Here is an 11,959-nt window from a genome sequence, read left to right on the forward strand (position 1 = left end):
AGGGCCGCCGCGGCCGGGGGCCGCCGCGCCGCGGCGGGTAGAGACTCGGCGGCTGGCCCCGTCGCTGTCGCACCGCACCCGGTACACATACCGGCAGCTCGGGAGCACGCCGGGGTCCGGCACCACACCGGGACCCAGGACGAGGGTGCGGCCGCCTGCCCAGTCCGGCGGCACCGAGTCGTCCATGGGGAGACGCAAGGAGACGCCGTCCTCGAGATCCACGTCCAGCAGCGAGCCGATCGGTGGCGGGAAGGCGAAGCGGCCGGCTCGGCCGTGTTCCATGCCGGTGCCCGGATCAGCCCAGCAGCACGATCATGATCTGCGAGGGAAGTGAGGCCCGGCCCAACCGGTGGCGGCAACTACCTCCCGCGCGATGTCAACGACGAGCCGTCCGTCCGTCGCCACTCGCACGGTCTCCGCGGGGGCCCGCTGATCCAGGAGCCGTGCCTTGCGGATACTTCCGTCCAACTCCTGCTTCAGCTCTGAACCAAGTTCCCGTCCCACCAGCCGCTCGCGGGCGGTTTCATCGGACGCGGTGAGCAGGACTCGTACGATCCTCACTCCGTCTCCCATGGCACGCTTGAACATGCCCGTCGCCTCCGGCAACACACTCACGGTGTTCGTATAGATCAGGCGTCGGTAGCCGCGCTGGGCAAAGTTCGCCCACACAGCAGTCAGATTGCTCTCGGTGATCTCCGCGCGGTGGGGGTCTCCCTCTGGCGCCGGATGCACCTGCCCCATGAAGTCGCCATCGATGATCGCGTGAGCGACCGCCTCGGAGCGCAGCAGCGCCGAAACCTCCCACCCCACCGTCGTCTTGCCGACACCAGCTCGTCCTCCGATGAGCAGTACTTCTGCGTGATCCATGGGGGCAGCGTGCCAGCGAGCGGCCACTTCACGCGATCCGATATCGATCCGGCCGGTCCCCGCCCCGCCTACAAGATCACGACCTACGGCCGGAGCACGAGAGAGCAATGCAGCCACCTGGTACTGACATGGGCGCCGACCGGCGATGCCACGCGGTGGGAGCGGTTCGCGTCTGGGCTCACGGGCCAGGGACTGCCGGCCGGCATCGCCGTCGTCGACTGGACGCCGCCCCTGCTCTGGACAGCCGGATATGTCGCCCTCCCGCACGACCGCCGGCGCCTCGCCCGGCCGGCCGTGCTGCCGGCCGCCCTCATCTCGCCGTCCCTCGCCCCGCCGGCTGACAGCCTCCCGATCCATACGGTCGTCCAACCGCTTCCGCCCCCGTGACCTGGAGCACGAATCCCAACCCGTAGTTCGCTCCGGGAAGCGGTGGCGCCAGTGCACCGTGATGTCGCCGGGCAGCGGCCCGTCGTGGCGGTTGGTCCCGGCCAGGACCTAGCCGAGCGGGATATCCCGTAATCGCGCACGTGAAATCCGTAAGCGATACACGCGCGTTCGATGAGTGATTCATGTACCATTGACGGGTGGAGGTGAACCCTGTGCCCAACGATCCAGAGGCGCTGTTCAATGCGGTCGATGCCCTGCTCGAACAGGTCGCCGACCCCTTGCCGCCGCCTGCCGAGCGCAAGCGTCTGCGGGAGGCGGCAGGGCTGAGTCAGGAGCAGATCGCGGCGGCGTTGAAGACCCGGCGTGAGTCGGTGGGGAACTGGGAGACCGGCCGGGCCGAGCCGCGGCCGCCGAAGCGAGCTGCTTACGCCCGGCTACTGGAAGGTCTTGCTGCCCGCTTCCCCGCGCCGGTCACCGCCCCCGCACCGGACACCGCGGTGGCACCCGAGGCGTTCGCCGGCCCCGCACCGTCGGGGGAGGCGCCACCGCAAGCGCGGACCGAGCCCCCAGGTGCCGCCTCAGGTGCCGCCCCGAAAGCTGCGGCCACGACCGCCGAGGGCACCCCACAGCGCCCCGCACCCGCCACCGCGTCGCGGTCGGAGGCCGCCCCCAGGCCGGCATCGCGGCGCCCGGGCGTGAAGAAGGCAGCCGCGAGGAAGCCTGCCGCAGCACCGGTCGCTGCTGATCCACGGTTCGCTCACGGCCCGCTCGCCGTCGTCGACGCCGACGAAAACCGGCAGGTCGTGGCCTACTGCGTCGACGGCCTGGTCCTGGACGTGCCGGCCAGGTCCCTCCCTGCGCTGGTGGAGTGGACGCTGAAGGAAGCGCGGCTCGGTGCGCCGAAACTGCATGGTTCCGGCAAGGACGCCGACCCGCTCCTGGTCCTCACCGAAGCGGCGCTGGAGCGGTACGGATTGCCCACACGGCTGTCAGAGTCCGAGCGGCTCGCCGGACGGGTCCCCGACGGCCACAAGGTCCTCCAGCAGCTCGAGCGCGCAGAGTGGCGGCTGACCAAGCGCGGGTTCGGCCCGTGGGCCCGGATCTACCGCCCCGCGCAGGGCGGCCGGCGGCAGTGTGTGCAGCTGTGCATCCCGTCGTGGAACGCGCTGGATGCTCGTTCCTGGGGCCACGCCGCCGAGCTTCCGCCGATGGAGCTCGCCCATCTGCTGGGCACGTACGCGCGGCGGGTGATGACGCCGCGCGGTTCCACCGCGGTCACCGGGCTGGAGCTGATGACCGCCCTCAATCCGCCGACCCGCGCGAGTGAGCCGGACGGGACGGGCAGGCGGCACAAGGAGCACCGGCCCGGGTCGCTGGGTGGGGAGCCGATGGACTGCGCGCCGTGCGAGGCGCCGGACGGGCACCCGATGCTCGCTGATCTGCCCCGCTTCCACCAGCGGGGCCCGGCCGAGATGCTGTTCGAGGAGGCGTACGACTGGGCGCGGGAGCTGACCGATGAGGAGTGCATGAAGCGGTTCCTGGTCGGGATCGACGTCAACCTCGCCTTCGGCGCGGCCGCCAACGGCGCGGTCGTCGGCCTCGCGACACCGCCGGTCCATGTCACCGCCCCAGCCTTCGACCCGACCCTGCCCGGTGCGTGGCTGGTCGACCTCTCCCACGTCGACCTCTCCCGCGTTCTGGTCGGCAAGCAGTGGCGGCGACTGGAAGGCGAGTTGCTGCCCAGCCCGTTCACGCCGACCGGCGAGCGCCCCACGGGCCCGGCCTGGTACGCCACGCCCACCGTCGCCTACGCGGTGGAGCTCGGCTACGACGTGGCCCCCCTCGAGGCATGGGTGCGACCGGAGAAAGGCAAGTTCCTGGACGGCTGGTACAAGCGACTCCGGAACGCGTACGTCGACACCATGGGCGACCTGCGCGTGGCCGAGAAGCTACCGCCCCAGGAATTCCTGGCGTCGATGGACGGCTACAAGCAGCGGGACCCTCAGATGGCGATCGTCCTGGACGCCATCAAGTCCACGGTGAAGGGCGGCATCGGCAAGCTGCGGGAGCGGGCACGCGGCGGCAAGCCCGGACAGCCCTGGCCGGCCCTTTCCCGGCCGACATGGCGACCGGACATCCGCGCCGTCGTGATCTCCCGGGCCCGGGTGAACATGCACCGCAAGATGCTCAGCCTGGCCGCGGCCACCGGCCAGTACCCGGTGGCGATCCTGTCGGACTGCGCCGTATACGCAGCCGACGGGCCCTCCCCGCTGGATGTCCTGCCGTACGACGCCGACGGCAAGACGGTGCCCGGCTCCTTCCGGCTCGGAGTGTCGCCCGGGATGGTCAAGCACGAAGGCACCCAGACCGTGCTGTGGGGCGAGGAAGTGCGTGAGCAGTACAGTCCGAACCTGAACCTGGCGCGCTACATCAAGACGGGCGAGGTCACCGCCCAGGACGACGGGGAATAGGGAGAGGAAGCCCGATGGTCACGGTCGGGGAAGGGCTCGACAAGGCGGTACAGGGCGCGTTCACCCGCCCCATCCCCAAGTCCGCCGGCGCCCGGATGCGCTACCTGGTCAAGCAGTGCAAAGGCACCACGCCGGTCGCCGAGCTGCTCGGCATCACCCAGCGCACCGTCGAGCGCTACGTGAAGGACCAGATCAAAAAGCCCCGCAAGGACCTCGCCACCCGCATAGAGCGCGAGGTGAGGAAGCGGTGGCAGCCCCAGATCCGGGCCAAGGCCAAACAGACCGCTGCCACCACCGCCGGCATCGTCATCGACGTCCGCGCCCGCTTCGGCTTCACCGCCGCCCCCGGCACCACCGACGACGCCCGCCTGCGCCACCTACCCCCCCTCGCCCTGCCACCACACCACGCCGCCCGCCTCTTCGAAGCCCAGGACGCCGGCGCCACCGAACAGCAGCTACGCAACATCACGGCCGAAGCCCTGGGGGAGGTCTACTTCCGCGACAACGGCCGCCGCGCCCACGGCCTGGAGGTGGAGTTCACCGACCTGGAACACCTGGAGTTCGACCTGTAGATCAGGAGCCGGACGGCCACCCCTGTGCGGTCCCCAGGCGGCGGCCATGACCGGCATCGACATGGTCATCGACGGAGGCTGGACGGCCCGCTGAAACGGGTCAGGGTTCCGACATCTGCGCGGCGGTCTTCGGTCCGGGGGCGGTCCGGGGGCCGTGCCAGTCCAGGCACAGGACGGTGGCGTCGTCTCTCACGTGGCCGTCGCACGCGTTGGTGACCGCGTCGACCAGTGTGCGCACCACCTCGCGGGGGTGCTCGGTGGCGGTGTCGCGGAGAAGGCCGGGAAGGTCGACTTTTTCGGCTTGGCGTTCTTGCATGCCGTCGGTGTAGAGCACGAGACGGTCACCGGGGCGCAGGTCGATCTCCTGTATCTGGTAGGGGCCTTGTCCGATGACACCGAAGGGGAGGTTCGCGATCAGGGGCATCTGGTCGGCCCGTGCCGTTGCGAATCCGTAGGGGCCGGGGATGGCCGGCGTTGACGAGCTGGGCGCTGGTCCCGTCCAGGGCGATACGCAGGAGCTGGCCGGTGGCGAAGGTTTGCCGGCCGTGGTCGAGGAGGGCCTGGTGGGTCCAGCGGGCCTGCTCGGCGAGGTTCGCTCCGGCGCGCCGGGCGCCGCGGGAGGCGTTGACCAGGAGGGTGGCTATGAGGGCGGCGTCGACGTCGTGGCCCATGGCCTACGACGTCGACGAACAGGAAGGACACGTCTCGCGCACCGAACCGGTCGCGCAGATTGCGCGCCACGACATCGAGAGAGCCCACGGGCGCGGCATCCTCCGCCGCTGTCAGTACCTCGGCCGGCCGGATCCGATCGCGCGCCACGTGATCCTCCCTCTGCGTACCCGCGTTCCCGCTGACACGACAGGCACCTCACCGCTGTGACAGATGCCTCAGCGCATACCCGCCATGGCGGGAGATCCGATCGGATTCGGCTGTCCCGCAGGGGGAGCCGGACCGTGCCCGGCGCTCACCGGCGCCTCTTCGCCGTCACCGCCCGATCCTCCCCGGTGGTCGCAGGCTGCTCGCGTGCTGCCGCCCGGTCCAGCCGGGCCGGGGCGAGGGCTGTCAGCGTCAGGAGGGCGGTCAGGACGAATGCCCAGGGGTAGCCGGTCGAACCGGCCACCGCGCCGAAGCCGGCCGCGCCGATGCCCATGCCCGCGTCGTAGGCGACATTCCACAGGGCGCTCACCGTCCCGTACCCGGAGGCCGGGACGCGGGAGTACATCAGCGTGATGGTTGCGCTCTGGGTGATGCCGAAGCCGGCCCCGAACACGGCCGCGCCCGCGACGACCGCGGCGGGGACGCCGGTGAGGGCCAGGACGAGGAGGCCGGCGGCTGAGGCGGCCAGCCCCGGCACGACCAGCCCGGAGGCTCCACGGCGGTCGGCGTGCCGGCCGGCGAACCAGCGGGACGCGGTCGCGGCGGCCGGCTGCACGAAGAGCGCCGCGGCGACCACCCCGGAGTGGCCCGGCGCCACGGCCAGGGGTAGAAAGGTGACGACGATCCCCGCGCCCACCGCCGTCACCGCGAACACGGCTGTGGGGCGGCCGAGCGCGCCGGACCGGGCCCCGGCGAAGATCCCGAGGGGCGGCCCCGACGCCGCTTCCCGGCCGGGCAGGCCCGGGACGGCGGCGATGGAGACCAGGGCGACCAGTGCCGCTGCCGTGCAGACGGGGCCGTATCCGGTGTGCGATGCCAGCCAGGCCCCGAGTGGCAGGCCCACCAGCGACGGCACACCGGCCATGACGCCGATCAGGGCCAGCCCCTCCCCGCGGCGTTCGGGCGGGATCAGCGAGGCCGTCAGTGCCCCGCCCGCCACCAGCGTGAACGCGAAGCCCAGCCCCCGGACCAGGCACACCGCCATGATGCACACCATGCTCCGCGACACGGTCAGGGCCAGTGCGGGAGCGCCCAGCAAGAACAACCCCGCCCCCAGCAGCACCCGGTAGCCACAGCGTGCGGCCAGCCATGGGGCCACCAGCTCGCCGGCCACCGTGGCCAGCATCAGCGCACCGGTGACCAGGCCCGCCCTGTCACTGCCCCCGCCCGGCGCGCTCTGCGCGTACGCCGGGACGACCGACAGCAGCAGATAGAAGCTCGCCGAGGAGCCGACGACCGTCACGAAGCGCAACAGCAGCGGGCGGGTCACCAGGCGCGGCCGCGCTTCGGCAGCTCGGTCTTCAGGATCGACAGAGGAAGCCATGGGGGCAAACTAGGCGACGGAGCCGTCCGGAAGCTCGTTGTTTCCCTCCGCTCCCTCCGCACATCTGCCCTGAGACCGCGTGGTGACGCAAAGGGGGCGGGGCCTGTGGGGCGGTGGGTTCGGCGGGGAAGCGGCGGGCTGCCCGCCAGTGCGGCACAGCCCGCCCGGGTCGGCCCGCGAGCGCGGTCAGGGTGATGACGGAGCCGAGGGGGTGGCCGTTACCCATCGCCTTGGGCGACGCCCACGATGTCGGGAAATGCCCAGATCGACCGCCTCGGAGCCGGAGTTGACCAGGAATACCGTGTCCAGGCGATCGGGCAGTAGGGCGGCGAGGCGTTCGGTGAAGTCCACCACCGAGGCGTAGTGGAACCGCGAGTTGGTGTTGAGCCGCCGCAGTTGCCGGGTCACCGCCTGCTCCACGCGAGGATGGGCGTGTCCCAACGGGGTCACGTTGTTGACCATGTCGAGGTAGGAGCGGCCCTCGGTGGACATCAGATGATGCCGCCAACCGCGTTCCATGCGGGGCGGGTCGGCGTAGTAGTGCTCCTGCACGGTCGCGAACACGGCGTCGCGCTGGTCCAGCAGGTCCGCGTGCTCCTCGTGGTCGGCGCCGTCCTGGCGGGTGACGCCGCCATGACCGCCCATTCCGAACACCCGGTGGTGGCCTCCTCGCAGAGCCACCCACCCCGGCTGCCATGGCAGCCCAAGTCACGAAGGAAACCTGACATGTGGTCCGCCATCGTCGCCGTAGTCGGCACCCTTGCCGGCGTGCTTGTAAGCCGTTCGCAGGACCGCCACGGAAGCAGCCGACCGCCTTGTCGCCGCCGCTGGCCGGGAACTCGCCTGACGGCCACACCGCTGTTGGCTCGCACCAGTACCGGGCCTGACGGGACGAAACCGGTGGGGACACTCCAACCGTAGATCGCGACTTCTGCTCGCAGGCCCTGCCGGCGACGCCAACGGGGGTTCGTAGTCGGGTGGCTGCCACACTGAAGCACCCCCGAGGAGAGGAGTGCAGGTGTCCACCGAACGGCAGGCTATGGACCTTGAGGCATACACGGCCCGCACACGAAGCGGGCCGTGCTTCGTCTGCTCGTTCCTGGCCGGGCATCCGGACTACCCGCACCAGAAGGTCTATGAGGACCAGGATCATGTGGCGTTCCTCGACCGGTGGCCCACCGTGCGGGGGAAGGTGCTCGTCGCGCCGAAGGCGCACATCGAACACGTTGTCCGTGACCTGGACGAAGCAGCCTACCTTCGTCTCATGCAGGTCGTCCGCGAGGTCGCCCTGGCCGTTGAGAACGTCTGCGGTTCCGAGCGCACGTACCTGTATTCCCTCGGCAGCCAGCAGGGCAATGCGCACCTGCACTGGCACGTCGCTGCGCTGCCGGCGGGTGTCCCCTACGAGCAGCAGCAGTTCCACGCCCTGATGACCGAGAACGGGGTCCTGTCCGTGTCACCGCGGGAGGCCGCCGACATGGCCGCACGCCTGCGCGCGGCCGTAGCCGCTCGGGGAGTCCTTCGCATGCCGCAGGCCCCGCGCACCCTGTGACCATGCCGGGCCGTGGAGGACTCTGCCGCTGAGCGCGGATGCGGCCACCGCTGATCATCGGTGTGGGAAGACTGACGATCTTGCCGTGGCCGCAGGTCACCGCGTAGACCCTGTCCGCTGGCAGGGAGCGTTCGAGCTCGTGATGGGCCGGATAGCGGGCCGGTTCGCGCGGGTCGAGCCCCGGCGCCGGGTGCGGGACTTGGCGCCGGGGCTGCTGTCGGACCTGCCGCAAGAGCCGCCGGACGATTGCCGAGTGGGCCGGTGATGCCCCTCCGGCCGGTATGCAGCGCCTGCTCGGCCGGGCCAGATGGGACGCCGACCGGCTGCGTGATCCAGGCGGAGAGCTGTTTCCGGACGTGCGCCCGGGCCGGCCCCGCCGCTTGTGGGCCTTCGGGGAGCGGCCAGGAGACGACCTCGTCGGGGGCAAGGGCGTGCAGGCGGCCGACCAGGAGCGCCGCGTCGTCATCGACCGGCGGTGAGGTTGTCGCAGAGCCGCTCCAGGTCCGTGTCCTGGACGCGCGTCGGCCGCAAGCGGATCCTGCTCGTGGGTGCCACGGCGTTCGGCGCGATATCCGTCCTGAACGCCTACGCCACCACACCCGAGCTGATGATCGTCGCGCGGGCGCTGCTCGGCGCCGCCGGTGCGACCCTGATGCCCGCCACCCTCGCCCTGATCCGCAACCTCTTCCACGACCCCCGTGAACGCAGCCTCGCGATCGGCGTCTGGGGCGCGACCGCGTCGGCCGGTACGGCCGTCGGCCCGATCGTCGGCGGTTTCCTGCTGGAGCACTTCTGGTGGGGCTCGGTCTTCCTGATCAACCTCCCCGTGATGGCCGTCCTGGTCCTCGTCGGCATCAAGCTGCTCCCCGAGTCCCGCACCCCCGACCCCGGCCCCTGGGACATGACCAGCGTTCTGCTGTCGCTGGTCGGCACGGCCGGCGTCGTGTACGCGGTGAAGGAGGCCGCCGCGCACGGCTTCGGCTGGGCCACCGCGGCCGCCGGTCTGCTGGGCGCGGCCGCCCTGTACGGCTTCGTAAACCGTCAGCTGACGCTCCCGGCCCCGCTGCTGGACATGCGGCTGTTCCGCAACCGCGGCTTCAGCGGCGCGATCCTGGCCGACCTGCTGACCATCCTCGGCGTGTCCGGGCTGGTGTTCTTCCTCTCCCAGTACCTGCAACTCGTCCAGGGCAGAGGCCCGTTCGAGGCGGGCCTGGCCGAACTGCCCGCCGCGGTCGGGGCGGTGGCGGCCGGTCTGGTCGCGGGCCGGGCCGCCCGGCGGTTCTCGGTGCGGGCCGTCGTCTCCGTCGGACTCGCCGCCGTCGGTCTCGCGCTCGCCGCGCTGACGGTGATCGGCCAGTCCACCGGCTACCCGCTGCTCGGGGCCTCGCTGCTGGTCGTCGGCGTCGGCGCCGGCTTCTCGTTCACCGTGACCGCCGACGTGGTCCTGTCCAGCGTGCCCAAGGAGCAGGCGGGCGCAGCGTCCGCCGTGTCCGAGACGGCCTACGAACTCGGCGCGGCCCTCGGCATCGCCGTCCTCGGCTCGATCGTCACCGGCGTCTACCGGCGCTTCACGGGCCCGGCGGGCACCCCGGCCGAGGCCCGCGAGTCGCTGGGCGGCGCGGTCGAGGGGGCCGCGAGTCTGCCCGCCCACACCGCCGAGCCACTCCTGGACGCCGCCCGCCAGTCCTTCGTCGACGGACTGACCCTGGCGGCCGGCACGGGCGCGGCGGTCCTGGGGTCCGCAGCGGCGGCGGCATGGTTCCTGCTGCGGGGGCAGCGGCTGGAGGACGGGGCGGAACACCCGTAGACCCGGACACGGCCGTCCTGCACCGGGCGGCGCCAGGAGCGCACGGACCCAGAGGGAGACCCCTGCCGGGGAAGGGTACGTACGATCCCGCCGCTCGCATCCCCTATGACCGCCAGGTGACAGGATGATCCCAAGAGGAACGGCGGCTCCGTCCGGGGCCGACCGCGCCTCCATCGCGTTGCCCACGGCCCTGGCGGGCCTGGCCGGGTGCTCCTCCGGCGGCCGCGACAGCCGCTCATCCGGCAAACCCGGCGGCGCCTCCTCCGGCGCGTCGGCTCCGAACGGGACGCCGTCGCGCCCAAGGAGGCTGCGGCGGTGGGCAAGGTGTGCACCGCGGACGCGGACCCAGAGGCCCCCGCACGCGGAGCACCGGCCATCAAGCACACGGCGCGCTTGGCGGTGGCGGGGCCGACTGGGCTGACCAGGGTGTCTCGGATAGGTGAGCGGCTTTCGACGAGGGAGATGAGTTCTTCGAGCTGCTCGCGGGGGGTGTGCGGGGCGTCGACGTGAAGGCGTACGCGTATCTGCTGGAGGCCGGGACGGATCGTCTGGTTGATGCCGAGGAAGCCCCGGAGGTCGATGTCGCCTTCCAGCTCCAGGCGGTACGCCTTGAGTTCGATGCCCTGTGCGGAGGCGAGGGCGGCAAGGGTGACGGTGCAGCAGCCGGCGAGCGCCTGCAGCGGGTACTCCGCGGGCGAGACGGCGGAGTCGGTGCCCAGCAGCGCGGTGGGTTCGTCGCCGCTCATCACGTAGCGCGCGATACGTGTGTCGTCCCGCTCGCCTCCCTGGGTCAGCGCACCGGTCTGTGCGGTGAGCCGGCAGCCGCCCTGCCAGGAGCCGTTGACCGAGAATGTGGCCTGGCCGAGCTGGGGGTTGGCCCGGACAGCGGCTGTGGTGTCCTGCAGAGCTTGGACATCGATGTCATTGATGACGGACATGGGGTGGGGTTCCTTCGTGAACGTATAGACGGCGCGGCGATTCGCCGTGCTTGACATGGGGGCCGGCGCCCCCGCCGGCTGGAGCACACGTGGATGGCCTTCGGGCCCCGGAGATGACTGGGCATCCGGACGGTGAAGCGCAGGGCAAGGAAACCTCCGGGCGGCGCGGCCCGGAGGCTGAGTGCCGAGCGGGTCAGTTGCGTCCGGCCGTGACGCCGCCGTCGATGTCCCAGATCGCGCCGGTGACCCAGTCGGTCTGGTTGGGCAGGGGGAAGGCGACGGTGGCGGCGACGTCGTCGGCGGTACCGGTGCGGCCGATCGGGTGGAAGGAGCGGAAGCCGTTCGGTCGGCTCATGGCCTCTGGCGCACGGGGGCCTCAGATGGCCAGCGCTACCAGGAAGCGCGCGACCATGTTGTAGGCCGCGACGGTTGCGACCGCTTCGACTGTCTTGGTTTCACCGAACAGGCGCTTCAGTTCCTCGATGACGTCGGCATCGACCTCGACCTGTCGGGTGGACTGATCAGTCAGGGTGAGCAGGGCGAGCTCTTCTTCGTTGAAGAGGCCGCTGTCCGCGGCGTTTCCCTTGAGGGCTTCGCACTTTTCTGCCGTGCCGCCTGCCTGCAGGTATGCCGGGTAGTGGACGCCCCACTCGAAGCCGGCACGGTTGAGTACGGCCACGCGCAGCATGATCAGTTCGCGGTATTCCAGTGCCAGGTCGAACTCGGCGCGAACCCGTCCCAGCAGCCCGTTCCATCCCGTGGCGAGGGGGAAGCTCCTCAGCAGGACACGGTCGATTGTAGGGGTTGCAGACCAGGTAGCCGTCGACGCGGCTGAGCCAGTCCGAGGCGGGGTCGGACGAGGTCGGCAGCCGACTCTCCCGCGGCCCTGCACGTACAGGACTGGAGCGGCGAACGGTGGGCCGCCCCGTCCACCGTGCAGCGCCTCGCCGACTACTCGCTCTTCGGCCACCCCCTCTACCAGCGGCCGGCCCTCGACGGCAGCCTGCACTGGGCGTCGACCGAGACGGCCACCGACCATGCCGGACACATCGGAGGCGCCCTCGCCTCCGGAGAACGCGCGGCACGCGCCGTCCTCGCGGCGCCCGCCGACGTGAACGACACTGCCCAGGACATCATTGCCCCCAGCAGATAGGCCACCGGCCTG

At 71.3% G+C, this 11,959-nt stretch carries 11 protein-coding genes and 3 pseudogenes; 7 read left to right on the forward strand and 7 right to left on the reverse strand.

The annotated features are described in order from the left end of the window. Positions 1–312: 312 nt before the first annotated feature. Positions 313–867: an AAA family ATPase gene (locus ABFY07_RS01745; RefSeq protein WP_346172682.1), complete on the reverse strand. Its 555-nt coding sequence runs from the start codon at positions 865–867 to the stop codon at positions 313–315. A 599-nt stretch (positions 868–1,466) separates the two neighbouring features. Here ABFY07_RS01745 and tap point away from each other — a divergent pair. Further along, a complete protein-coding gene (gene tap / locus ABFY07_RS01750) occupies positions 1,467–3,725 on the forward strand; it encodes a telomere-associated protein Tap (RefSeq protein WP_346172683.1) in 2,259 nt (752 codons plus the stop codon). A gap of 14 nt (positions 3,726–3,739) precedes the next feature. Further along, a complete protein-coding gene (tpg, locus tag ABFY07_RS01755; RefSeq protein WP_346172684.1) occupies positions 3,740–4,297 on the forward strand; it encodes a telomere-protecting terminal protein Tpg in 558 nt (185 codons plus the stop codon). Positions 4,298–4,397: 100 nt separating this feature from the next. On the opposite strand, the pseudogene ABFY07_RS01760 reads toward tpg, so the two are convergent. Continuing rightward, positions 4,398–4,971, reverse strand: a pseudogene (locus ABFY07_RS01760) (PP2C family protein-serine/threonine phosphatase); the annotation flags it as partial. Here ABFY07_RS01760 and ABFY07_RS01765 point away from each other — a divergent pair. Next, positions 4,967–5,176 carry a hypothetical protein gene (locus tag ABFY07_RS01765; protein ID WP_346172685.1) on the forward strand — a complete coding sequence of 70 codons (210 nt, stop codon included), beginning with the start codon at positions 4,967–4,969 and terminating at the stop codon, positions 5,174–5,176. The pseudogene ABFY07_RS01760 and the gene ABFY07_RS01765 overlap by 5 nt on opposite strands. An 85-nt stretch (positions 5,177–5,261) precedes the next feature. On the opposite strand, the gene ABFY07_RS01770 is transcribed toward ABFY07_RS01765, so the two are convergent. After that, positions 5,262–6,497, reverse strand: coding sequence for an MFS transporter (locus tag ABFY07_RS01770; RefSeq protein ID WP_346172686.1), 1,236 nt, complete (start codon positions 6,495–6,497; stop codon positions 5,262–5,264). Between the two features lie 186 nt (positions 6,498–6,683). Further along, a complete protein-coding gene (locus ABFY07_RS01775; protein WP_346172687.1) occupies positions 6,684–7,178 on the reverse strand; it encodes an aminotransferase class III-fold pyridoxal phosphate-dependent enzyme in 495 nt (164 codons plus the stop codon). 337 nt (positions 7,179–7,515) lie between these two features. On the opposite strand from ABFY07_RS01775, the gene ABFY07_RS01780 reads away from it, so the two are divergent. The 3 genes and pseudogenes from ABFY07_RS01780 (at position 7,516) to ABFY07_RS01790 (ending at position 9,856) form a co-directional block, all read left to right on the forward strand. Next, on the forward strand, positions 7,516–8,049 hold the full coding sequence (locus ABFY07_RS01780) for an HIT family protein (protein WP_346172688.1): 534 nt from the start codon (positions 7,516–7,518) through the stop codon (positions 8,047–8,049). Positions 8,050–8,191: 142 nt separating this feature from the next. Further along, positions 8,192–8,381 (forward strand): annotated as a pseudogene (locus ABFY07_RS01785) (IS701 family transposase); the annotation flags it as partial. Between the two features lie 173 nt (positions 8,382–8,554). Continuing rightward, positions 8,555–9,856, forward strand: coding sequence for an MFS transporter (locus ABFY07_RS01790; protein WP_346172689.1), 1,302 nt, complete (start codon positions 8,555–8,557; stop codon positions 9,854–9,856). 473 nt (positions 9,857–10,329) lie between these two features. Here ABFY07_RS01790 and ABFY07_RS01795 read toward each other — a convergent pair. From ABFY07_RS01795 to ABFY07_RS01805, 3 genes and pseudogenes are all read right to left on the reverse strand, one after another. Further along, positions 10,330–10,851: pseudogene (locus tag ABFY07_RS01795) on the reverse strand (OsmC family protein); the annotation flags it as partial. 136 nt (positions 10,852–10,987) lie between these two features. Continuing rightward, the gene (locus ABFY07_RS01800; protein ID WP_346172690.1) at positions 10,988–11,149 is read right to left on the reverse strand and encodes an SDR family oxidoreductase; all 162 of its coding nucleotides are present in this window, start codon (positions 11,147–11,149) and stop codon (positions 10,988–10,990) included. A gap of 21 nt (positions 11,150–11,170) precedes the next feature. Next, complete coding sequence (locus tag ABFY07_RS01805) at positions 11,171–11,764, reverse strand: carboxymuconolactone decarboxylase family protein (protein ID WP_346172856.1); 594 nt, start codon at positions 11,762–11,764, stop codon at positions 11,171–11,173. On the opposite strand from ABFY07_RS01805, the gene ABFY07_RS01810 reads away from it, so the two are divergent. After that, complete coding sequence (locus ABFY07_RS01810; RefSeq protein ID WP_428836841.1) at positions 11,681–11,947, forward strand: FAD-dependent oxidoreductase; 267 nt, start codon at positions 11,681–11,683, stop codon at positions 11,945–11,947. The two genes, ABFY07_RS01805 and ABFY07_RS01810, sit on opposite strands and share 84 nt — an antisense overlap. Positions 11,948–11,959: the final 12 nt, after the last annotated feature.

Origin of the sequence: Streptomyces sparsogenes subsp. cuspidosporus, from assembly GCF_039532705.1 — a bacterium.
Classification (GTDB): Bacteria; Actinomycetota; Actinomycetes; order Streptomycetales; family Streptomycetaceae; genus Streptomyces; species Streptomyces sparsogenes.

Coding starts and splice junctions, on each gene's coding strand:
- ABFY07_RS01770 (WP_346172686.1), bottom strand. CDS start 6,497: ATGGCTTCCTCTGTCGATCCTGAAGACCGAGCTGCCGAAGCGCGGCCG.
- ABFY07_RS01800 (WP_346172690.1), bottom strand. CDS start 11,149: ATGAGCCGACCGAACGGCTTCCGCTCCTTCCACCCGATCGGCCGCACC.
- ABFY07_RS01765 (WP_346172685.1), top strand. CDS start 4,967: ATGGCCTACGACGTCGACGAACAGGAAGGACACGTCTCGCGCACCGAA.
- tpg (WP_346172684.1), top strand. CDS start 3,740: ATGGTCACGGTCGGGGAAGGGCTCGACAAGGCGGTACAGGGCGCGTTC.
- ABFY07_RS01745 (WP_346172682.1), bottom strand. CDS start 867: ATGGATCACGCAGAAGTACTGCTCATCGGAGGACGAGCTGGTGTCGGC.